The 21,882-nt window shown below is 68.1% G+C and carries 18 protein-coding genes; 12 read left to right on the forward strand and 6 right to left on the reverse strand.

The features are described 5' to 3' along the window. Nucleotides 1–151: 151 nt before the first annotated feature. Entirely contained in the window at nucleotides 152–1,300 is a 1,149-nt protein-coding gene (locus tag CKO23_RS12075; RefSeq protein ID WP_200331430.1) for a methyltransferase domain-containing protein, read from the forward strand. Nucleotides 1,301–1,410: 110 nt separating this feature from the next. Here the strand turns inward: CKO23_RS12075 and CKO23_RS12080 are convergent, their stop codons facing one another. Then, complete coding sequence (locus CKO23_RS12080; protein ID WP_200331432.1) at nucleotides 1,411–2,754, reverse strand: ATP-binding protein; 1,344 nt, start codon at nucleotides 2,752–2,754, stop codon at nucleotides 1,411–1,413. Continuing rightward, complete coding sequence (locus tag CKO23_RS12085; protein WP_274600215.1) at nucleotides 2,751–3,449, reverse strand: response regulator; 699 nt, start codon at nucleotides 3,447–3,449, stop codon at nucleotides 2,751–2,753. Before CKO23_RS12085 ends, CKO23_RS12080 begins: the two co-directional genes overlap by 4 nt. A gap of 332 nt (nucleotides 3,450–3,781) precedes the next feature. On the opposite strand from CKO23_RS12085, the gene CKO23_RS12090 reads away from it, so the two are divergent. After that, a complete protein-coding gene (locus CKO23_RS12090; RefSeq protein ID WP_200331434.1) occupies nucleotides 3,782–5,092 on the forward strand; it encodes a DEAD/DEAH box helicase in 1,311 nt (436 codons plus the stop codon). Nucleotides 5,093–5,220: 128 nt separating this feature from the next. Continuing rightward, nucleotides 5,221–5,508, forward strand: a complete 288-nt coding sequence (locus tag CKO23_RS12095; protein WP_200331436.1) for an RNA recognition motif domain-containing protein — start codon at nucleotides 5,221–5,223, stop codon at nucleotides 5,506–5,508. A gap of 309 nt (nucleotides 5,509–5,817) precedes the next feature. On the opposite strand, the gene CKO23_RS12100 is transcribed toward CKO23_RS12095, so the two are convergent. The 4 genes from CKO23_RS12100 to CKO23_RS12115 form a co-directional block, all read right to left on the reverse strand. Next, nucleotides 5,818–7,734, reverse strand: coding sequence for a monovalent cation:proton antiporter-2 (CPA2) family protein (locus CKO23_RS12100; protein WP_200331438.1), 1,917 nt, complete (start codon nucleotides 7,732–7,734; stop codon nucleotides 5,818–5,820). Between the two features lie 4 nt (nucleotides 7,735–7,738). Continuing rightward, nucleotides 7,739–8,398, reverse strand: coding sequence for an NAD(P)H-dependent oxidoreductase (locus tag CKO23_RS12105; protein ID WP_200331440.1), 660 nt, complete (start codon nucleotides 8,396–8,398; stop codon nucleotides 7,739–7,741). Between the two features lie 179 nt (nucleotides 8,399–8,577). Continuing rightward, nucleotides 8,578–11,007 carry a penicillin acylase family protein gene (locus tag CKO23_RS12110; protein ID WP_200331442.1) on the reverse strand — a complete coding sequence of 810 codons (2,430 nt, stop codon included), beginning with the start codon at nucleotides 11,005–11,007 and terminating at the stop codon, nucleotides 8,578–8,580. Nucleotides 11,008–11,019: 12 nt separating this feature from the next. Next, entirely contained in the window at nucleotides 11,020–14,139 is a 3,120-nt protein-coding gene (locus CKO23_RS12115) for an efflux RND transporter permease subunit (RefSeq protein WP_242482399.1), read from the reverse strand. A gap of 236 nt (nucleotides 14,140–14,375) precedes the next feature. Between CKO23_RS12115 and CKO23_RS12120 the strand changes: the two genes are divergently transcribed. From CKO23_RS12120 to CKO23_RS12160, 9 genes are read left to right on the forward strand one after another with little or no spacing between them, the layout of a single operon-like run. After that, nucleotides 14,376–14,855, forward strand: a complete 480-nt coding sequence (locus CKO23_RS12120) for a Na+/H+ antiporter subunit E (protein WP_200331444.1) — start codon at nucleotides 14,376–14,378, stop codon at nucleotides 14,853–14,855. Then, nucleotides 14,848–15,114 carry a monovalent cation/H+ antiporter complex subunit F gene (locus tag CKO23_RS12125; RefSeq protein WP_200331446.1) on the forward strand — a complete coding sequence of 89 codons (267 nt, stop codon included), beginning with the start codon at nucleotides 14,848–14,850 and terminating at the stop codon, nucleotides 15,112–15,114. The genes CKO23_RS12120 and CKO23_RS12125 overlap by 8 nt, the downstream gene beginning before the upstream one ends. Next, on the forward strand, nucleotides 15,111–15,413 hold the full coding sequence (gene mnhG, locus CKO23_RS12130) for a monovalent cation/H(+) antiporter subunit G (protein ID WP_200331449.1): 303 nt from the start codon (nucleotides 15,111–15,113) through the stop codon (nucleotides 15,411–15,413). The genes CKO23_RS12125 and mnhG overlap by 4 nt, the downstream gene beginning before the upstream one ends. Next, on the forward strand, nucleotides 15,410–15,703 hold the full coding sequence (locus CKO23_RS12135; RefSeq protein ID WP_200331451.1) for a Na(+)/H(+) antiporter subunit B: 294 nt from the start codon (nucleotides 15,410–15,412) through the stop codon (nucleotides 15,701–15,703). The genes mnhG and CKO23_RS12135 overlap by 4 nt, the downstream gene beginning before the upstream one ends. Beyond that, on the forward strand, nucleotides 15,700–16,374 hold the full coding sequence (locus CKO23_RS12140) for an MnhB domain-containing protein (protein WP_200331453.1): 675 nt from the start codon (nucleotides 15,700–15,702) through the stop codon (nucleotides 16,372–16,374). The genes CKO23_RS12135 and CKO23_RS12140 overlap by 4 nt, the downstream gene beginning before the upstream one ends. Continuing rightward, nucleotides 16,371–16,652 carry an NADH-quinone oxidoreductase subunit K gene (locus CKO23_RS12145; RefSeq protein ID WP_200331455.1) on the forward strand — a complete coding sequence of 94 codons (282 nt, stop codon included), beginning with the start codon at nucleotides 16,371–16,373 and terminating at the stop codon, nucleotides 16,650–16,652. The genes CKO23_RS12140 and CKO23_RS12145 overlap by 4 nt, the downstream gene beginning before the upstream one ends. Then, on the forward strand, nucleotides 16,642–18,084 hold the full coding sequence (locus tag CKO23_RS12150) for a complex I subunit 5 family protein (protein ID WP_200331457.1): 1,443 nt from the start codon (nucleotides 16,642–16,644) through the stop codon (nucleotides 18,082–18,084). Before CKO23_RS12145 ends, CKO23_RS12150 begins: the two co-directional genes overlap by 11 nt. Then, entirely contained in the window at nucleotides 18,081–19,580 is a 1,500-nt protein-coding gene (locus tag CKO23_RS12155; protein ID WP_200331459.1) for a complex I subunit 5 family protein, read from the forward strand. Before CKO23_RS12150 ends, CKO23_RS12155 begins: the two co-directional genes overlap by 4 nt. Further along, nucleotides 19,577–21,871 carry a proton-conducting transporter transmembrane domain-containing protein gene (locus tag CKO23_RS12160; RefSeq protein WP_200331466.1) on the forward strand — a complete coding sequence of 765 codons (2,295 nt, stop codon included), beginning with the start codon at nucleotides 19,577–19,579 and terminating at the stop codon, nucleotides 21,869–21,871. Before CKO23_RS12155 ends, CKO23_RS12160 begins: the two co-directional genes overlap by 4 nt. Nucleotides 21,872–21,882 lie beyond the last annotated feature (11 nt).

The raw sequence follows: 21,882 nt of genomic DNA on the forward strand, positions 1-21,882 counted from the left end.
GGCGGTGGTGGTCGGCCATCCCGCGGTAAAGGCGGCGGTGGTGGTGGCGGTGGGCGTGGCGGCAAGGGCGGGCGCTAGGCGCGGTGTCGTGATGTCCGCGAGGCGCTGGTTCTGCAACTGCCGGGCTGGCGTCTCTCAAGGTCTGACCTGAATGCAGGCTCCGCGTCTCCATCCCGGCCTCTTCTTCTGTCCTGGCGAGGAGGGATTGCTCGCCTACGATCCTGTCGCGGACCGCGTCCATCGCGTCAATCCGCTTGCCTCGCTCATCTGTGAGCTGTGCGACGGCGAGCGCCCCCTGGAGGAGATCCAACGTCTCGTGGCGCCCATGCTGCCCGATGGCGAGCACGACCAGGTACGGCTCTGCATCGAGCAGGGTCTGCGGGCCGGCCTCTTCGTTACGGCGCCGATAGCGGCGCCGGTCATGGATGCGGCCGACTTGGCCCGGCGGCTGAAGGACGAGGGCCGTTACGAAGCCGCCTTCATCTGCCAGTACCACGCCGGCGAGTGTGAGCCTGAGGATGCCGGCCATTGGGCGGCGCTGGGCGAGCTGAGTCATATCCTGGGCCGCCGGGCGGACGCGCGCGCCGCCTATGAGCGTTACCTCGCGCTCCAGCCCTATGATGCCGAGGTGCGTCATCTCCTCATCGCCTTGCGCGACGAGCCACCCCCCGCGCGCGCGGACAACGACTGTATCGAGCAGCTCTACGCGCGTTTTTCGTCCTTCTATGAGTCGAACATGCTGGAGGAGCTGGATTACCAGGCGCCTCGGCGACTCGCGGCCCTGATCGCCGAGCTGATGGGGGCGCGCGGCCGGCTCCGGGCGCTGGAGCTGGGCTGCGGCTCCGGGCTTGCAGGAGTCGAGGTCCGGCCGCGATGCGCGCATTTGACCGGCGTCGACCTCTCGTCCCACATGCTGGATCTCGCGCGCGAGCGCGGTCTCTACGACGCGCTCGAGCAGGCCGAGATCGGCGCTTGGCTCCAGCGCTGTGACCGATCCTTCGATCTCATTCTTGCCTGCGACTCGCTGATCTACTTCGGCGATCTCGCGCCGGTGATGCGCGCGGCTGGCCGTTTGCTCGAGCCGGATGGTCTCTTCATCTTCTCGCTCGAGCTGGGCGCTCGGAAGCCCTGCAAGCTGAACGACAATGGTCGCTACAGCCATCACCCGGAGACGATTCGCGAGCTGGCCGCGGACGCGGACCTGAAGATTCTGCGCCTGGAGCAGGGTTATCTCAGGATGGAGTACGGAGAGGAGGTCGAAGGTCTTTTCGTGGCCTTGCAGCCCATTGGCAAAGCCTGAGCGGCGCTTCGAGCTAGCCCTCGGCGTGCCCGTCATTCCAGCTCCGAGCCTTGCGAGATGGGCGCGTCCGCCCGGCGTTGTTCGGGCGGGGTCTCTCCGGAATGCGCCGCTCAGGCCATGCGGCGGAATCTGACCTCGACGAGCAGGCCCTGGCCGGTATCGGTATCCAGCACCTCGATGTCGGCGTGATAGAGGTCGCAGATCCGACGCACGCTCGACAGGCCCAGTCCGGCCCCGGGCTCGCCCTGGCCGATCGGTCGGTAGAAGCGGTCGAAGACGCGCTCGCGGTCCGCGGCTGGGATGCCGGGTCCGGAGTCGGTCACATGCAGCAGGAGATGGCCGCGCCGTGCCGCGACCACGACCTGGACCTTGCCTCCCGCGGGGGTGAACTTGATGGCATTGTCCAGAAGATTGCCGATCAGGATCGAGAGAGGCGCCGGCGACAGATCCACCAAGGCGTCATCGTCGGGTGGCGTCCTCGATGTCAGGGCGATGTCCTTGGCCTGGGCGATGGCGGCTTTGTCCTCCAGAACCTGAGTGACTGCCGCCACGAGCGAGCTGCTGCTCGCCTCCCCATCGCTGACGCGATGATGCAGGCGCGAGAGGATGAGCAACTGCGAGATCAGGTGGCTTGCCCGGTCGATGCCGCGGATCAGCCGCCCGAGTGCCTGGTCACGCTCGTCCGGGTTCTTGCTGCGCTGGGCGATCTGGGCATGGGTGCGGATGATGGTGAAGGGTGTGCGCAGCTCGTGAGAGGCGTCGGCGGCGAAGTGCCGCTCGGCCGCCAGCGCCCGATCCAGCCGCTTCATGAGCCCGTTCAGCGCGGCCGTCAGCGGGCGGATCTCGATGGGGATGCGGCGCGTGTCGATGGGGTCGAGCTGGTCGGCCGAGCGATGCGCGATCTGGCTCGTCAGCCGTCGCAGCGGGCGCAGGCCGTCGGTGACCGCCAGCCAGATGAGCAGCACGGCCAAGGGCATGGACCAGAGGATGGGGCGCAGCGCATGGATCGTCAGGTACTCGATAAGCTCCTGGCGGATGCCGTAGCTCTGTCCGACATAGATGATCTCGCCCGCCTTCCCGGTGGGGAGCCCGAAGACGCGCCAGAGCGTGTCCGCGATCCGATGTTCGGAGAAGCCCGGCGCCTTGCCGAGCGGCTCCTTCGGGGCGGCGCCAAAGGCGCTGATGAGCTTCTCCTTGCGCCACAGCTGAAAGCTGATCATGGATTCATAGGCGTGCCCGATGGGTGAGAGCTTCTGTGGCGACCCGACGACGTCCGGCAGGTGGCCGGCGAGCGTGATCTGGCGCAGGACGTGGGCGGTCTGAGCCAATTGGGCGTCCATCAGTTCGCCGACTTCGTGCTCCGAGCGATCGAGAGAGACGGCGGCAACGGCGATCCAGATCGTTGCCCAGACGACGAAGAGCGAGAGTAGCAGTCGGTGCCTGATGGACTTCATCGGGGTGGCAGAGAGACCAGTTTGTAGCCCACGCCGCGCAGGGTCAGGATCCGCTGCTTGCCGAGCTTGCCGCGCAAATGGTGAATATGGACTTCCAGGGCGTTGCTCTCGAGGCCGTCCTCCCAGCTGTAGCAGGCGGCCAGGAGACGCGCGCGCGCAACCACATGGTCGGCGTGCGCGATCAGGGTCTGCAGCAAGACATATTCCTTGGGCGGGAGCTCCAGAGGGGTGCCCGCCAAGGTCACGCGACGGTTGCGCGTATCCAGCTCCAGGGCTCCTGCTCTGAGGAGGGGGGTGGCATGACCGCTGCACCGGCGCGAAAGGGCGCGGATGCGGGCGGTCAGCTCATCGAGGTCGAAGGGCTTGGCCAGATAGTCGTCCGCCCCGGCGTCCAGCCCGGCGACCTTGTCCGCCACCGTGTCACGCGCCGTGAGGATGAGGACCGGAAGCTTGATCCCATGGCCGCGCAGATCGCGGAGTAGGGAGAGCCCGTCGCGGCCGGGTAGTCCCAGGTCGAGCACCGCGACATCGAAGTGCTCGACACTCAGGGCATGCTCCGCCAGCGCGGCGGTCTGGACCCAGTCGGCGGTGTAGCCGTCTTGGGCGAGCCCGGTCTTGAGGCCAGGGCCGAGTAGAGGGTCGTCTTCAACGATCAGGATGCGCATGATGCTGCCGTGATCTGGGCGTGATGGCATGAGTATGGGGCCAATGTGCGCTTTCTCGCGCCGAGACCGCCCGGCGCGCCCAGCATCGCGCCGGCAAACGCGCGCGGGCGACGCCGATCGATGTCCTCAGGGTCTATCGATGTCATCGGGGTGTCTTTTTCAGAACTGCGAATGGCGTCACTGATTTCGCTTTGCATTTCGCCAGCATTCGCGTATCGTGCTGGCCAGATTCAGCGCCATCCGGTCGGCGCTGCCCGTCTCTCGGTTGAATCCCCCTCCATAGGCTCACCCGTTACGATACGTCCCCCACACAGCCTAGACCGGCCCAGCAAATCCCTGGGTAGGCCGACCCAGGAGCACTTATGTCTTTTGCTGAGCTCGGCCTGTCGGCCGAACTGCTGCGCGCTGTCGCCGCGCAGGGCTACACCCAGCCCACCCCTATTCAGGTCCAATCCATTCCTGCCATTCTTTCAGGTCGCGATGTCCTCGCCGGTGCTCAAACTGGCACGGGTAAGACGGCCGCCTTCACCCTTCCGATGCTCCAGCGTCTGAGTCAAACCAGCGATCGCGGCCGTTTGCCACGCGCCCTGGTGCTGACCCCGACCCGGGAGCTGGCGGCGCAGGTCGGCGAGAGCGTGCGCACCTATGGTCAGCACCTGCCGCTGCGCTCCATGCAGATCTTCGGCGGTGTCGGCATGGGGCCGCAGACCTCTCAGCTGCGCCGCGGCGTCGACATCCTGGTGGCGACGCCTGGTCGGCTGCTCGATCACGTCGGGCAGGGGAATCTGGACCTGTCGCAGATCGAGTTCCTCGTGCTGGACGAGGCGGATCGCATGCTGGACATGGGCTTTATCCACGATATCCGCCGTGTCCTCAAGCTGCTGCCGAAGAAGCGCCAGAACCTGCTGTTCTCCGCCACCTACTCTCGCGAGATCGAGCTGCTCGCGACCGGTCTGCTGCAGAATCCGCAGCGCATCGAAGTCGCACGCCGCAATACGGCCGCCGAATTGGTCTCGCAGCTGGCGCATCCCATCGCACGGGAGCACAAGCGCGCCCTGCTGTCGCATTTGATCCAGAGCGGTGGCTGGGACCAGGTGCTGGTGTTCACCCGGACCAAGCACGGTGCCAATCGCCTGGCGCAACAGCTCGAGCGCGACGGCATTACCGCCGCTGCCATCCACGGCAACAAGAGTCAGGGTGCGCGCACTCGGGCGCTCGCGGACTTCAAGAGCGGCGCGGTGCGGACCTTGGTCGCGACCGATATCGCCGCCCGCGGCCTGGACATCGATCGCTTGCCGCATGTCGTGAATTTCGAGCTGCCCAACGTCCCCGAGGACTATGTGCACCGTATCGGCCGAACCGGCCGCGCGGGCTCCAACGGCACAGCCGTCTCCTTGGTGAGCCCGGACGAGCGCGGACTGCTCGCCGGCATCGAGCGTGTGCTTGGCCGGCGCATCGACAGCCAGCGCATCGCCGGATTCTCCGACCTGCCTGCAACGGCCGCATCCGAGTCCGCGGACGATGAACCGGCGCGGAACCGCTCGTCGCAGCCACCGCGGAAGCACCATGCGCGGACCCGCTCCGATGGCGCGGAGCGTGGTGCCGCGCAGCATCCGAGGGGGCGTTCTCGCCAACCCGGAAGCGCGAGACCCAAGCCGCGGGCGAGCGTCTGATCGCCGCCGATGCAACCAAACTTCGCGGGCCGGCCTCGGCCGACCCGCAAGCCCTCCAGCCGACGAGCGCATCGGTTGGCTGGAGAACTCATTTTTTTGATGCGCAGCTCCTTGAGAGATAGACACTGATGAATATCTATGTTGGCAACCTGGCTTATGCCGTGACCCAGGATGATCTACGCGAAGCATTCGCCGCTTACGGCCAGGTCGAAAGCGCCAATCTGATCACCGATAAGTTCACCGGTGAGTCAAAGGGGTTTGGCTTCGTCGAGATGCCGAACAACTCCGAAGCCGATGCCGCCATCAAGGCTCTGAACGAAACGCCGCTGAAGGGTCGTCCTCTGCGCGTCAATCAGGCCAAGCCCCGTGGCGAGCGTCCGGCTCGCAGTGGTGGCGGTGGCGGTTCGCGCTGGTAAGTAATCACTGACAGCGACCAGCTGTCAGTGATCAGCCGATCCAGGAGCCTGTCCGGCGACGCCGGACAGGCTTTTCGTCGTTGCGATTGCCTTCCAACTGCGTGATTGCCGGGAAACAACCTGCCAACAGTTCTGTAAGCACTGGTGGGAGTCATCCGGACGTTTGAACACGTATCGAGCGGGGTCGGCGCAGAGCGCCGAAGAGGCGCGTGGCACCGCGGAGCGGTGCCACGAGACGGGAAGAAACATCCCGGCTTCTTGGGTAAGATTTCGCCGCTGACACCTGACACCTGACACCTGACACCTGACCTACTCCTGCGCCCCCGTTGGCGGCGGCGTCCAGCCGCGCTCCGTGCGGTCGTGCAGCTGCAGCCGGTCCGTCTCCATCAGCTGTGCCAGGGTTTCCCGATGCTCACGCGCTCGCGCCATGATTGCGCGATTGCGAGAGACATCCGGGTGCTCATCCCAGAGTTCGTAGAGCTGGTCCAGCCCCGCCTCGTCGTGCCGGCGAAAGGCGCGCGCCATCTTCTCCACCTTGAATGGATGCATGCCGAGCTCCTTGAGCGCCTCGGCGCCCAGGCGCAGGGATGCGTCGAAGACCTCCCGAAGGGCCACGTCCGCGCCCGCCTTGCGCAGCAGATAGAGATGGTTCATGTCGAAGGCGCGGGCCAGCACCTTGACCGAGGGATAGCGTCGTTTGACGTACTCCACCAGCTGAACCGCGCGATCCCGGTCGTCGATGGCGACGATGAGGAGTTGCGCGTCCTCGATCCCGGCCGCGTGCAGCAGGTCCGGGCGTGTGGCATCCCCGAAGAAGCTCTTGATGCCGAAGCGGTGCTGGGTCTCGATCTGCGCCGCCTCGTGATCCAGCACCACCGTGCGCACCCCGCTCGCGATCAGCAGGCGGTTGACGATCTGGCCGAAGCGCCCGATGCCGGCGATGATGACCGGACCCTGCTCGTCGATCTCGTCCGCCTCCGCTGGCTCCATGCGCGAGCGATGCGGCTGAATCAGCTTGTCGTAGATGACGAAGAGCGCGGGCGTCAGCAGCATGGACAGCGCCACCACGAGCGACAGCAGCTTGGCGTCCTCGGTGGCGATGACGCTGTTGGCCATGCTGAAGTTGAGCAGCACGAAGCCGAACTCCCCAGCCTGCGCGAGCCCGAGGGTGAAGAGCCAGCGATCGGGCGTCTTGAGCCGGAAGAGGCGCGCCAGGCCGAAGAGGACGCAGCCCTTGAGCAGGATGACGCCCAGGGTGAGCCCCAGCACCGTCGCGAAGTCCCCGAAGAGGATCTCGACGTCGATCCCGGCTCCGACCGTGATGAAGAAGAGCCCGAGCAGGATCCCCTTGAAGGGCTCGATGTCGGATTCCAGCTCATGGCGGAACTCGCTGTTGGCGAGGATGACCCCGGCGATGAAGGTGCCGAGCGCGGGCGAGAGATCGACCAGGGTCATCAAGAGGGCGATGCCGACCACCAGCAGCAGGACGGTGGCGGTGAAGATCTCCCGCAGCCTGGATTCCGCCACGAAGCGCAGCAGGGGGCGCGAGAGAAAATAGCCGCCGAACAGGATGGCGGCGATGGCGCCCAGCACCACGAGCCCATGTGCCCAGCCGGGTAGACCGGCGACCAGACTCATCTCCTCCACCTGAGCGACCGCGTTCGCGGCCGTCGGGGCGTGCGCCAGGGCGTCCGCGTTGATCAGCATCAGTTCCGGACTTGCCAGTAGCGGCAACACGGCCAGCAGGGGGACCAGCGCGATGTCCTGAAAGAGCAGGACGGAGAAGCTCGATCGGCCGCCCTGGGTTCCGGCGAGGCCCTTCTCGCTCAGCGTCTGCATCACGATCGCGGTCGACGACAGCGAGAAGATGAGTCCGACGGCGAGCGCCAGCCGCCAGTCCGCGCCCAGGATCAGAGCCGCCGCCGCGATCAACAGGGCCGAGAGGGCGACCTGCAGACCGCCCATGCCCAGCAGGCGGGCGCGCATCTGCCACAGGGTGCTCGGGTCCAGCTCCAGGCCGATGAGGAAGAGCATCATGACGACGCCGAGCTCGGCGAAGTGGCGGATCTCCGAGGTTTCGTCCCCGACCAGTCCCAGTGCAGGCCCAATGATGATGCCCGCGATCAGATAGCCCAGGACCGAGCCCAGTCCGAGACGCTTGGCGATGGGCACCGCGACCACGGCGGCGCACAGATAGACGAAGAGTTGAAAGAGCATGCCATCCATGGGGTCAGTCCTCCCGGATCAGGCTCGGCAGCTCGGCATTGAGCATGCGCAGCTTCTGGGCGTGGCTGATGTCGAGCCGATCATCTCTCAGCGCCTTCAGGAGTGTCACCCAATCCGCGATGTGGGTCTCCAGCCGACCCTCCTCCAGCGCGGTGCGGGCACTGAAGAGGGCGAACGGTGGCAGATAGACCATGCCGCAGAGGTGCGCGGTCTGCTCAAGCGGATTGAGCAGTTCGCGGATGCCGAAGTGATGAAAGCCCTCGGCGCGGTAGGCCAGCTCCGGTCCGCCGGCCGTCAGCGCGCTGAAGAAGATCTTGCCGTGCAGCGCCGTGCCCTCGGTCCCATAGGCGAAGCCGTGCTCCAGCGCCAGATCCTGCCACTCCTTGAGAATCGCGGGCGTCGAGTACCAGTAGAGCGGGTGCAGGAAGACGATGACCTCATGCGCCCGCAGGCGCGCCTGCTCGCGATCCACGTCGATGCCGTAGTCCGGATACTCCCCGTAGAGATCGACGAGTGTGACCCCTTGGGTTCGGATGGCGGCATCCGCGAGGTGTCGATTGACCTCGGAGCGGTCGGGCGAGGGATGGGCGTAGAGCACGAGAATGCGGCGCTCCCATGTGCGGGGCGGATCGGTGTCGGTGGCTCGTCGGGGTTCGCTGGTCAAGGTCTTTCTCCACGATCCGCGGGTGGGTGCCGTGCCTCGACGGACGACAGGCTTGGCGATTTCTCCGACCCCAGGGAAATTCTGTCAATCCTGCAACATCCGATTCACCCTGTCGATCGTTCGAACGCTCGCGAAAGGCCGTGTCCGCGAGCCCGCGCCCCCTGGCCGCGGACGATCCTTCAGCGCGTCTCTGCCGGGATGAGCCGCCGCCGGTGCTCCGGCGGACCCGGCAGCAAGGGGACGGGCTCGCCGGCCGCCCAGGCCGCGTAGTCGCCGAGCCGCGTCGCCGCGAAGGGATGGGCGTTGGGTCCGCCGGGGAGCTGCAGAATCCCCCGTGCCTCGGCACCGGGCGCGACGACGAGCCGCTCCGAGGCGCCGAACGCCGGCGCGGCGATGCGTGGCAAGTTCGCGTCCCCGGGAACCGCGCGCGCAGGCAGGTCGAGATGGGTGCTGATCCAGCCCGGGAGCGCCCGCGACAGCGGGTGCCTGATGGCCGTGGTGTTGCGCTCGCCCCAGGTGCGGGAGGCCCAGCCGTCAGGCGGACCCCAGTGCGCGAGCACGCGATCGAGACAGGCGCGCTCGAGCGCGGGCCAGTCGCTGTATTCGCTCGGCACCCAGTCGGGGCGCGCGTTCAGGATGGCCCAGACCGCGACCTCGGTGCGTGGGAGTCGTGCCATGTCCCGCGGACTGGAGAGCGCCGGAACGGCAGCGCCCAGTGCCCGCAAGAGGGTACGAGTGACCTCGGCGCGCCAGTCGCGCACCAGCCGATAGGCCACCGAGTCGATCACGGCCTTGCCGGTCCAGTCGCTCAGCAGGCGCTGCAGCCGGCGGCGCTCCGGGAGGTCGGAATCCGCCTCGATCAGGGCAGCCAGCCGGTCGTGCCACAGCCTCATGAGATCGGCGCGGGTGTCGAGCTGGATGGCGAAAAGGGCGCGCTCGTCGAACCCAGGGCGCGCCGCCAGCAGATCACGGATCCGGCGCGCCCGCGCGCCCAGGTCATAACCGCCGTCCCCGATGATCCGCTGCTCGGCGAGGTCGACGACACGGGCGTTGGCGGTCCAAAGCCGCGCCTCCTCGCCGGGTGCGATGCGCGGCACCTCATCGGCGGCGAGCCAGCCGTGCCAGCCGCGCGCGCCGTCCGCCCAGCTCTGGGGCCGCGGTCCGTCCAGACCCACGCGGCGCGGGATGCGGCCCATGAGGGTCCAGCCGAGCACGCCGTCCGCGCCGGCGATCAGGATGTTCTGGGCGGGTACGCCAATCTCTGGGGCCAGGTCGAGCGCCTCCCCGACGCTGTCCAACTCGACCAGGTCCAGCAGCCGCAGATTCAGGGCCTCTGGCGCCTGGGCGGCCCAGCGCAGCGCGAGCGGCCGGCCTTGGGTATCGGGACCGACGATCGGCCCCCAGATCGTCTGCGTCACCTCGAAGGGGATGGATTCGCCGCCGGCGACGGCAATCCGCTCGTGGCGCTGCGTGAGCCGTTGCCAGCCGTCCGGGGTGCGATAGCGCTCCGGGTCATCCGGGTCGAGTTCAAGGACGACGTGGTCGAGCCAGTCCCCATAGCTGTTGGTCAGTCCCCAGGCGATCCGTCCGTTGCTGCCGACGACGAGCGCCGGGGTGCCGGGAAGTGAGACGCCAACCGCATCCAGCGGCTGCTCTCCCGAGCGGATGAGGCGCAGCGGATACCAGATGGTCGGCACGTCCAGCCCCAGATGCATGTCGTTGGCGAGGATGGCTCGGCCGTCCGAGGTCAGGGCGCCGGCGACCGCGAAGGCGTTGCTGCCGACCTGGGCCGAATCCGGGTCGGAACCGCCGGGCTCGATGACGGCCCGCGCCTGAAGTTCGCTGCCCGCGCGTCCAGGGCCGTTTGCCGAGATGCGCACCTCCGGCCAGCCGCCGATCTCTCCCTCGGCCGGGGCCTCCCAAGGACCGGGTACGGCGGTCAGCAGGGCGAAGACCTCGGGCCGAAGTGCTTGGGAGGCGGCATCGAGCACGCGCTCGCGTGCATTGGTCTCGTCCTGCAGGTCGCGGAACATGGCGAGCCCGACCTGGTAGCTGTCGAGCGCGCGCCAGGGCTCGGGCGTCTGGCGCAGCAGGATGTACTCCCAGGGGCGCGCCCGCAGGCTCGCCAGCCCGGCGTTCACGCCCTGCGCGTAGGCCTCGGCGGCAGTCCGCTCGGCCGCTGTCGCCAGGTCCAGCGCGGCGCGGGCCGTTGCCCCAAGGTCGTGGCGCAGCGCGCCCTGATCGATGGCTACGCCGGTCGGTCCGATCAATGCGGCCAGGGTTCCGGCGCTGGCGCGCCTCAGCAGATCCATCTGGAAGAAACGGTCCTGACCATGGGCATAGCCGATGCCGAAGGCCATATCCGCCTTGGAGTCGGCATGCACCGTGACGCGGCCCCTCGCGTCGCGTTCGATGATGACCTCGGCGTCCAGACCGCTTAGCCGCTCCTCGCCGTCGAGCGGCGGCAGGCTGGCCCGGACCCAGAGCAGCAGTGTCGCGACGGCGATCGCGGCGAGCAGCGCGCTGCCGGCCAATGCCCGGACCAGGATGCGCCGCCACCAGCGGCGACGCCGTCCGCTCGGTGTCGGTTGATTTCCAGCGGCTGACATCTCGGCTCCTGGCTATCTGGCTCCCAGCACACGATAGACCATGGGGACGAGCAGCAGCGACACCAGGGTCGAGAAGGACAGCCCGGCGACGATGGTCACCGCGAGCGGCTGCAGCATCTCCGAGCCTTCGCCGACGCCGATCGCCAGGGGCAGCATGCCCACCACGGTGGTGATGGTCGTCATGAGAATGGGCCGCAGCCGCAGACCGGCGGCGGCGAGAATGGCGTCGTGCCGGTCACGCCCGGCGCGCCGCTCCAGCTCGATGAACTCCACCAGCACGATGGCGTTGTTGACCACGATGCCGGCCAGCATGATGAGCCCCAGCCACACCGGCATGGAGACTGGCAGCCCGGTCCATTGCAGCCCCAGCACCACGCCGATGAGTGCGAAGGGGACGGAGAGCAGGATGATGATCGGGTTGCGGACGGACTCGTATTGCACCGCCATGGTCACCAGCACCAGGAAAAGCGCCAGCCCGAGCAGAATGCGGCCCATGTCGCGGCCTTCCTGCAGCGTCTCCAGACTGCCGGCCTCGTAGAGGCTGTAGCCGGGCGGCATCTCGACCTCGGCGGCGGTCTGCAGTGCCGTTGCGATCGCCTCCGTGAGATTCAGCCCCTCGCCGACCGATGCCGTGATCTCGACGATCCGCTGCTGGCGCTCGCGCAGGATGCTCGCCGGTTGCGGATGAAACTCGATGCTGGCCAGGTCGCCCAGGCGGATCGGTCGGCGCGGTTCGGTGTCGCTGAAGAGGATGATCGAATCCAGGTCGCCGGGGGCCGCGATGTCGAGCCGGTCCAGCCGCAGCCGCAGGTCGATGGAGCGGTCGCCGTCGATGTACTCGGTGACCACCCGGCCCTCCAGGGCGTAGCGCAGCAGGTTGCCGACCTCCTCGACATCCAGCCCGAAGCTCGCGGCCCGCTCCTGATCGAGGCGGATGGCGATCTCCTGGTCGACCTCTTCATAGCTGTGCTGGACATTGCTCAGTCCGTCGATGCCTTTGAGTCGCGCAACCACTTGGTCGGCAAGCCGCGTCAGCTCGGTCAGGTCCTCGCCCTGGATCCGCAGGCTCAGGTCGTCGTCGGCGCGATTGAAGCGGATGCCGCGAATGCCCTGGGTGTAGAGCGAGGCACGCAGGCCGGGGATCGCGCGCGCCTGGATCGCCTGCCGCGCTTGGGTCATCCACGCCTCCGTGTCCTGCTCACGCTCGGCGAGGGGGCGCAGCAGCACCTGTAGGCTGGCGCGGTTGGGGCTCTCGAAGGCGGAGCGGCCGAAGACGAAGCCGCCGACCGTGGTGAAGATGGCCTGCACACCGGGCTGCTCCCCGACCAGCGCCTCGATCTCCCGGGTGAGGGCGTCCATCTGCTCCAGGTCGACCCCGTCGTCCGCGGTCAGGCTGATGCGCACGTCGCCCTCGTCCAGCTTGGGCAGGAACTCCTGCCTGGCGTCGAGCAGCCAAGGGACCGTGAGGGCCAGCCCAGCGATGAAGGCGGCGACCACGAGCCAGCGGACGCGGAGCAAGCGCACCAGCAGCCAGACGTAGCCCAGCTGCAGACGCTCCATGGCGGCGTTCACCAGCGTCCGCATCAGGCCCTCGCGCCCCGCTGGCACGCGCCCGGCCAGGGCCGGCACCAGGGTCAGGGCCACCAGCATGGACGCCAGGATGGCCGCCGAGATGGTGAAGATCAGCTCCTCGAACAGCAGCCCGACCAGTCCGCCGATGAAGAGGAAGGGCAGCACGGCGGCGAGATTGGTCGAGGTGGAGGCGACGATGGCGCTGGTGACCTCGCGCCCGGCGGTGTCGGCCGACGCCACCGCCGACTGGCCCTCGCGCTGATGACGGTAGATGTTCTCCAGCATCACGATGGTGCTGTCGACCAGCATGCCGATGCCGAGCGCCAGCCCGCCCAGGGTCATGATGTTGAAGGTCAGCCCGCTCGCGGCCATGAGGATGAAGGTCACCAGCACCGCGATGGGGATGGCCGAGCCGATGATGAGGGTGCGGCGCAGGCTGCCGAGGAAGGCGTAGACCACCGCCATGGCGAGCAGCGCGCCGCTGACCGCGGCGGTGACGGCATTGTTGAGCGAATGGCGGATGTAGCGCGCCTGGTCGTCGACGCGCTGGATGCGGATGTCCGGCGGGATCTGGCCCTGATCGCGCAGCCGCTCCAGCTCCGCATCGACCGCGTCCACCACCGTGACCGTGTTGGACAGCGGCTGCTTCTGGATCGAGAGCTTGATCCCCGGTTGGTCGTCGAGTCGGATGCGCAGCCTCTCCTCCGCCGAGCCGTCGATCACGCGGGCGACCTCGCCGAGCCGCAGTAGGGCGACGGGGTGGGCGGGGTCCGGCGCCGTCAGCGGCAGGCCGACGATCTCGTCGATCGAGGCGAACCGGCCCTGGGTGCGGCCGCTGATCTCGCCGTCCGGCATGCGCAGCCGCCCTGCCGCCACGTCCTGATTCGCCTGGCGCAGCCGCGTCTCCAGGTCCAGCACGTCCAGGCCCAGGCCGGCCAGGCGGTATTGGTCGGCGATCACCTGCACCTCGCGCTCCAGCCCGCCGCCGACCTCGGCCGCCGCGACTCCGGGCAGGTTCAACAGGGCGCGGCTCAGGCTGTAGTCGACCCAGGTGCGCAGCTCCACCGCGTCGCGTAGACTGGAACTGACGGCGTACTCGGCGACCGGGAGCTGGAAGGGGTCGCGCTTGTAGATGATGGGCGGATCGTCGGTGTCCGGCAGGAAGCGCTTGGCGCGGTCGAGCCGCGCGCTGGCATCCTGCAGCGCCTGGTCGATGTCCTCGCCGTAGCGGAAGGAGAGGTCCACCGCGCTGCGTCCCTCGCTGGTCTGGGACTGAATGGCGATGGCGCCCTCGGTGATGGCCAGCTGCTCCTCGAGCTGGCGCGTCACCTCGTCCTCCATTACCTCCGCCGGCACGCCGGGATCCAGCACCCGCACGCGGATGTCCGGGTAGATGATCTGCGGCAGCAGGTCGATGTTGAGCCGGCTGAGCGAGAGCCCGCCGAGCACCATCACGGCGAGCGTGAGGGCGACGACCCCGACGGGATGGCGGACGGACCAGGTGGTGATGTTGGCGGGCATGGGGTCGGCGTCTGGTCGGACTGCGGTCTCTCGTTTCATGGGTCAGTGTGCAAGGAAAGGCGGTTGCTTCACCAGCGTTTCGGGCGTCCGCGCGCGTGCGCGGCGGGGTCGATCGCTTGCTTTTCGCGGCAACACACCCTATCCACCGAACGGGTGCGGGTTTCGGCCATCCTACGCGATCAGCGCGGGGTCGAGCGTGTTTCCCGGACATTCGCTCAGGTGCCGCTCTCGATGGGATGCGCCAAAATCGACAATCTGAGGATCTTGATCGACGCATGGCTATCGCCAGACGGCTTCTCGTCTTCTTTGGGGTTTGGATCATCCTGGCCGGCTGGGATCCGGTCTCCTGGGTCATCGGCCTTCCCGCCGTGCTCTTCGCAAGCTGGGTCTACGGTCGCCTGGCGGAGGACTCGGCGGCGCCCGGCTTCCGCCGGATGTTTGCGTTCCTGCCCTTCTTCCTGCGCGAATCCTTCCGTGGCGGGGCGGATGTGGCGCGGCGGATCCTGCGTCCGCGCATGCGCATCAAGCCAGGCTTTCAGACCTATCGGATGCGCCTGTCCCAGCCCGCGGCGCGCGTGCTCTTCCTCGACTGCATCAGCCTGCTGCCGGGGTCGCTGAGTGCCGACCGGCACCAGGATGTCATCCATGTGCATCTGCTGGATGCGAGCCTGGATGTGACGCCCGAGCTGGCCGACCTGGAGCGCCGCGTCGCGGCCATCTTCGGCGAGCGCCTGGAGCCGCATGCGTATGTCTGATTTCCTCATCGCAACCGCCCTGGTGCTCCTGCTCAGCATGACCGCTGGTCTGATCCGGGTCGTTGTCGGACCGACGCCCGCCGATCGCATGATGGGCGCCCAGCTCCTGGGGACCACGGGCATCGCGGTGTTGCTCCTGCTGGGGGTCGCCTTCGAGCTACCGGCCCTGGCCGATGTGGCCCTGATCTTTGCCCTGCTGGCCGCCGTTGCCGTCTCCGCCTTCACCCGGCGTCGACTGGATCGGGAGCCTGACGCATGAGTCTGCTACTGACGCTGTTCTCGGTCTTGTCCATCGCGCTGGGCGCCTTCTTCTTCCTGGTCGGGACGCTCGGACTCATCCGGCTGCCAGACCTCTTCAGCCGGCTGCACGCGCTGACCAAGACCGATAACCTCGGACTCGGACTGGTGATCCTCGGGCTGCTGCCCTGGTTGCCGGATCCCTTCACTGCCTTGAAACTCGTGCTCATCTGGCTGCTGGTGCTGCTCGCCGGCGCCACCGGATCCCACCTGATCGCGAAGCGGGCCTTGCGCGGCGACGGCGAGGATCTGACGCCATGACCGCCGATGTGCTGATGCTCCTCTTCGACCTGGTGCTGCTCGCCACCCTGCTGGGGCTGGCGGTGGCCGCGCTGACCAGCCCGGACGTGCGCCGGGCCGTGATGTTCTTCATCGCCTTCGGGCTCTGGCTGGCGCTGGTCTGGGCGCGGCTGCGCGCGCCCGACGTGGCGCTGGCGGAGGCGGCCATCGGCGCGGGGCTCGGCGGGGCGCTGATGCTCGCGGCGGCGCGCCGGGCGGCGCGTCGGTCCGCGGTCGACGGACAAGCTGATCCAGACGAGGAAGGGTCGTGAGACGTGCCGGAACCCTGGTGATCGGCGCACTGGTCGGCCTGCTCGCCCTGTGGCTGCTCTGGGTACTGCGGGATGCCCTGGTGCCGACGCCGCGCCTGGCCGAGCTGGCCTTGCGGGAGCTGTCCAACACCGGTGTCAGCAATCCGGTCACCGGCGTGCTGCTGGCCTATCGCGCCTACGATACCCTGCTCGAACTGGCGGTCTTGCTGGCGGCCTTGCTGGGCATCTGGTCCCTGGGCGCGGCCTCGCCGGGCTTCCAGCCGGCGGGGACCGTGCTGCGCGGCATGGTCAAGCTGGTTGTGCCGCTATTGATCCTGACCGGCGGCTACCTGCTCTGGGTGGGTGGACATGCCCCGGGCGGCGCCTTCCAGGCCGGCGCCCTGCTCGGCGCCGCCGGCGTCGTGTTGAGATTGGCCGGCGACGCGCGCGCCGGGCTGCCGCCGGTCCCGGTGCAGCGCCGACTGGTGGTGGCGGGCGCAGGGGTATTCGTCCTGGTCGGGTTGGCGACCATGGCGTTTGGCACGGGCTTTCTGAGCTATCCGCACGCCTGGTCGAAATGGCTGATCCTGACCATTGAAACGGCGGCGACCCTGGCGATCGGGGTCACGCTGGCCGCCGCCTATGTTGGCGGCCAACCACAGCCGCCATCCGACACGGACGGCCCTTCATGATGACGTCGCTGCTCTACGGCGGGACTGGTGTGATCCTCTTCGCGCTGGGGCTCTGGGCCTTTCTGGTCTACGAGCCCCTGCTGCGTAAGCTGATCGCGCTGAACATCATGGGCAGTGGCGTTTTTCACCTCCTGATCGCCATCGCCGAGCGCGGCGCGCTGCCGCCGGATCCGGTGCCGCACGCCATGGTTCTGACGGGTATCGTCGTCGCTGTGAGCGCGACCGCGCTGGCACTGGCGATGGGGCGGCGGCTGGAAGACGACGACGATGCTGGATAGCCTCGCCCTGGCCGTTTCCGTCCCCTTGATCGGCGCGCTCCTGGTCACCGCCGTTCCCGGTCGCGCCCAGGGGCTGGGCCTGCTCGCCGCGCTCGCGACCCTGGCGACGGTCGGGCTGGTCACCGCCGAGGTCTGGCAACAGGGGAGCCTGCGCTCGGACCTCGGTGGCTGGGGCGCGCCGCTCGGCATCAGCCTCGTCGCGGATGGGCTCTCCGCCGCGCTGCTGGCGATGGCGGCCCTGGTCGCGCTGGCGGTGAGCGTCTACGCCACCGGCTATTTCCGCCGTGGCGAGACCGACACCCATTTCTGGCCCCTTTGGCTGCTGCTCTGGGCCGCCTTGAACGGGCTCCTCCTGGCCGCGGACCTCTTCAATCTCTACGTCATGCTTGAGTTGCTCGGACTGACGGCGGCGGCCTTGGGCGCCCTAACGGGCACGAAGGCGGCGGTCGAGGCCAGTCTGCGTTACCTCCTGGTCGGTCTGCTCGGCTCCCTGGCCTATCTGCTCGGCGTTGCGCTGCTTTATACCGCGTATGGCACGCTCGACATGGCCCTCCTGGGCGCTGCCGTGAGACCCGAGCCGATCGCCGCCTCAGCGCTGGTGCTCATGACCGCTGGCCTGGCCTTGAAGGCGGCGCTCTTTCCCATGCATTTCTGGCTGCCCCCGGCTCACGCCAACGCGCCGGCGCCCGTGAGCGCGGCCCTCTCGGCGCTGGTCGTGAAGGCCGCCTTCTATCTTATGCTGCGGCTCTGGCTGGACGTCTTCGCGCCACTGGTCACGCCCTGGGCCGCGGGTCTCATGGGCCTGCTCGGCGCCATGGCCGTCGTCTGGGGCTCCTGGCGGGCACTGCGGGCCGAGCGGCTGAAGCTGATGGCGGCCTATTCCACGGTCGCTCAGATCGGCTACCTCTGTCTCTTCCTCCCGGTGCTGACCGCGCTGCCGACGGGCGACGCGCGCGACGACCTCTTGGTGGCGCTGCTGCTCATGGCCCTGACCCACGGCTTCGCCAAGGCGGGACTCTTCCTCGCCGCCGGTCTGGTGCAGCGCAGCGCCGGTCACGACCGGATCGACGACCTCGGCGGCACCGCGCAGCACATGCCGGCGACGACCTTCAGCATCGCCCTGGCCGGCATCGCCCTGATCGGGCTGCCGCCGAGCGGCAGCTTCATCGGCAAATGGATCCTGATGCGGAGCGCGATCGAGAGCGGGCAGTGGTGGTGGATCCTCCCGATCCTGATCGGAACCCTGCTGGCGGCGGCCTACATCTTCCGTGTGCTCAGCCGCGCCTTCAACCTGGAGCCGACGCCGCGCCGCTTCGTCACCCAGGCACGGACCGAGGTGCCGGCGCTGCTGTTGGCCCTGACCGCGGTGGCCGTGCTGGGACTGGCGGCCCGCCCGCTCTGGCGCCTGCTGGGCTTTGAGGGCGGCCTATGAATCTCGATCAGATGCTGCCCGCGGTCATCGTGCTCAGCTCGCTCCTACCGGGCATCTTCATCTTTCTGGTGAAGGAAGAGAGTCATCTGTTGCGCGGTGTGCTCAACATGACCGGCGCCATCGTCAAGCTGCTGCTGGTCGGCGTGATGATTTGGGGCGTCTTCCACGGTCATGTCTACGAGACTCGGCTGACGCTGGCGCCTGGGCTGACTCTAGTGCTGCACGCCGATGCCCTCGCGGTGCTCTTCGCGACCCTGTCGTCGGTCCTCTGGCTGGTGACGACCATCTATGCCATCGGCTATCTGGAGCACTCGCCGAATCGCAGCCGTTTCTTCGGCTTCTTCAGCCTCTGCGTCTCGGCCACGGTCGGGGTCGCCCTGGCCGGCAACCTGCTGACCTTCGTCATCTTCTACGAAATCCTGACGCTCGCGACCTATCCACTGGTGGCCCATCGCGGGACGCCGGACGCCACCCGGGGGGCCAAGATCTACCTGGCCTACACCATGGGCGGCGGCGCCCTGCTGCTGGTCGGCGCGGTCTGGCTGCAGGCGCTGAGCGGGCCAGCCGACTTCGTGCAGGGTGGTTTTCTGTCGGGTCTGCAGCCGGATGTCTGGTGGCAGTTGATCGCCATCTTCTTCCTCCTGCTGGCAGGACTCGGCGTCAAGGCGGCGCTGTTCCCCCTGCACGGTTGGCTGCCGCAGTCCATGGTCGCGCCGGCCCCGGTCAGCGCGCTGCTGCACGCGGTGGCGGTGGTCAAGGCCGGCGCCTTCGGGATCGTCCGTGTCGTCTACGATGTCTATGGCGTGGGGTTCGCGGACGCGCTCGGGCTGCTGACGCCGCTCGGCATCCTCGCGGCGATCACCATCCTCTATGGCTCGGGCATGGCGCTGACGCAGGACGGGCTCAAAAAGCGACTCGCCTATTCGACCGTGAGCCAGGTCTCCTACATCGCGCTGGGCGCCTCCATCCTCGGTCCCGTCGCCACCATCGGCGGCGTGGTGCACCTGGTGCATCAGGGCATCATGAAGATCACGCTCTTCTTCTGCGCCGGGAATTACGCCGAGACCCTGGGGGTCCACAAGGTCAGTGAGATGGACGGGGTCGGGCGGCGCATGCCCTGGACCACGCTGGCCTTCAGCGTCGGCGCGCTGGGGATGATCGGCATCCCGCCGATCGCGGGCTTCGTCAGCAAGTGGTACCTGGCAATGGGCGCGGTCGAGGCCGACGCCTACTGGGTGCTGCTGATCCTGGCCTTGAGCAGCCTGCTCAATGCCGGCTATTTCCTGCCCATCCTCTACCGCGCCTGGTTCAGGCCGCCGCCCAAGCGTTGGCCGGAGGAGCACATCCCGGCCGGGCGTTTCGAGACCATGGGCGCGCTGCTCTGGCCGCCCCTGATTACCGCCGCCTTTTGTCTCGCCGCCGGACTCTTCGCCGCGGCGCCCTTCAGCCCGCTCGAATGGGCGACGCTGATCGCGCGCCGGGAGTACGGGCCGTGAACGACTGGCTGCTGATCCTGGTCTGGGTCTGGCCGCTGCTGCTCGCGGCCCTGGCGGTCAGACCGTCGTTTTGGTGGCTGCCGGCGATCGGCGCCCTGCCTGGACTGGCCGCCGCGCTGCTGGTGCCGCTCGGCAGCCGTCTGGAGCTGCCCTGGCTCTTTCTCGGCACCACCCTGGGGCTCGACGCGACCGGCCGGATCTACCTCATCTTCACCGCCATCCTCTGGCTGGTGTCCGGGATCTATGCGGCCTTCAGCGTTCGCGGCACGGTGAACGCGGGGCGCTTCAGCCTCTTCTTTCTGCTGGCGATGGCCGGGAACCTCTGGCTGATCGTCGGGCAGGATCTGCTGAGCTTCTATGTCGGATTCGCCATCATGGGGCTGTCGTCCTACGGGCTGGTGATCCACGACGGCAAGACGGCCGCGCTGCGGGCCGGCAAGGTCTATCTGGTGATGGCGCTGCTCGGGGAGGTGACCCTCTTCGCCGCCCTGGTACTGGTCGCCAGCCACGCCGGCACCACGCTGCCCGAGCCCGAGCAGCTAGTCGGGCTCGACACGCTGACCATCGCGCTGCTCATCCTGGGACTCGGCGTCAAGGCCGGCATGGTCCCGCTGCATCTGTGGCTGCCGCTGGCGCATCCGGCCGCGCCCATCCCGGCCAGCGCCGTGCTCAGCGGCACCATGATCAAGGTCGCGATCCTGGGTTGGCTGCGCTTCCTGCCGGTGGGCGTCGTCGCCCTGGCCGACTGGGGCGCCTGGCTGACCGGGGCGGGGCTGCTGACGATGTTCTATGCGCTCCCCATCGGTCTGATGCAGTCCGACCCCAAGGTCGTGCTGGCCTATTCGAGCATCAGCAAGATGGGCCTGCTGATCCTGCTGCTGGGGCTGATCTTGACCGAGCCCGCGCTGGCACCAGTCGGGGTGGCGGCCATCACCCTCTATGCCGCCCACCACGCGCTGGCCAAGGGTGGGCTCTTTCTCGGTGTGGGTCTGCGCAAATATGCCGCGCTTCCGCAACCCCTGGTGCTGGCCGGACTGGTTGTCCTGGCGCTGGCGCTGGCCGGCGCGCCCCTGACCAGCGGCGCGCTCACCAAGGAGGGCATCAAGCCGCTGCTCGCCGGTGCCGATTGGGGCGGGTTGTCCACCGCAGTCGCGGTTGCGGCGATCGCCACCACGCTGCTGATGGCGCGCTTCCTCTGGGTGACAACACGCATCAGACCTCACCCGGAGATCGGCTACACCTGGCCCGTCGCGGCCTGGGCGGTCCTGATCACCCTGGTGCTGCTGTTTCCCTTTGTCCTCGACGGACCGGCGGCCTGGCCGACCAATGCCGCGACCGTCGGCGCCGGTATCGGCATCGCGGTCGCGGTCATGACCCTGGCAAGACGGCATCCCGGCCTCGTCAAACCCCTGGTCGGTCGCGTCCCGCCTGGCGATCTGTTGGGCCTGGCCAGGCTCATCCTGCTGGTACTGGTCTGGTATGGGCTCGGCATTCTGGGTTTCGCGGGGGCGCTCTACACGCGCATCGAGGCGCGACTGACCAAGGCGTTCGATCGAGTCTTCGCGCAGCCGACGCCCGACGCCGAGCGAGGACTGCGTGCGTGGCCGGTGGCCGGTGCGCTCTGGCTCGCGGTCGGTGGCCTGCTCTTCGTGGCGGTTCTCGGCGGAGCGCCGGAGGTCTCGTCTCCTGATGGAGCGCGCCGGGGTGAGATCGCCGCAGCGACTCCCGATGAGGCGGATACGCCGTCGGAGCCTGGCGTCCTCAGTCCGCCCGCAGACGAGCCGCCGCCCAGTCCGATGCCGGATGTCGGTGCCGAAACCATCACGACGTCCGCACCCGAGCCGAGCCCGCGTCCGGAAACGCCTCGCAGTGATGCGGTGATCGCGCCCGACGCCGAAGCGGCATCGACCCTGGCCGCTCAAACGGCCGTTCCCGCGAGTGACGACCTGCCGGCGGAAGCGGTGGCGGTCTGTGACCCCGAGATCCCCTTCGTCTTCGCCAGCCCCGGCGATCCCGCCGAGCGGATTTCCTTGCAGCGCTGCGTTCGGGATCCAGACAGCGGGGCACCGCGCCTGCTCGACGCACCGCCGCTCACGAATCGCCTGGTGGATCTGCTTCAGCAACAGCTCAGCAGACTTGGCTTTGATCCAGGTCCGATCGACGGTCTGATCGGCCCCAAGACCCGCGGGGCCATTCGCGCCTTCCAGGAGGCTCAAGCCCTTCCGAAAACTGGCCGGATCAGCTTCGACCTGCTCGATCGCCTGCAGCGGGAAGCCCATCAGGACCGATGAGCACCAAAGAG

This window comes from Thiocystis violacea, from assembly GCF_016583565.1.
Lineage (GTDB): Bacteria > Pseudomonadota > Gammaproteobacteria > Chromatiales > Chromatiaceae > Thiorhodococcus > Thiorhodococcus violaceus_A.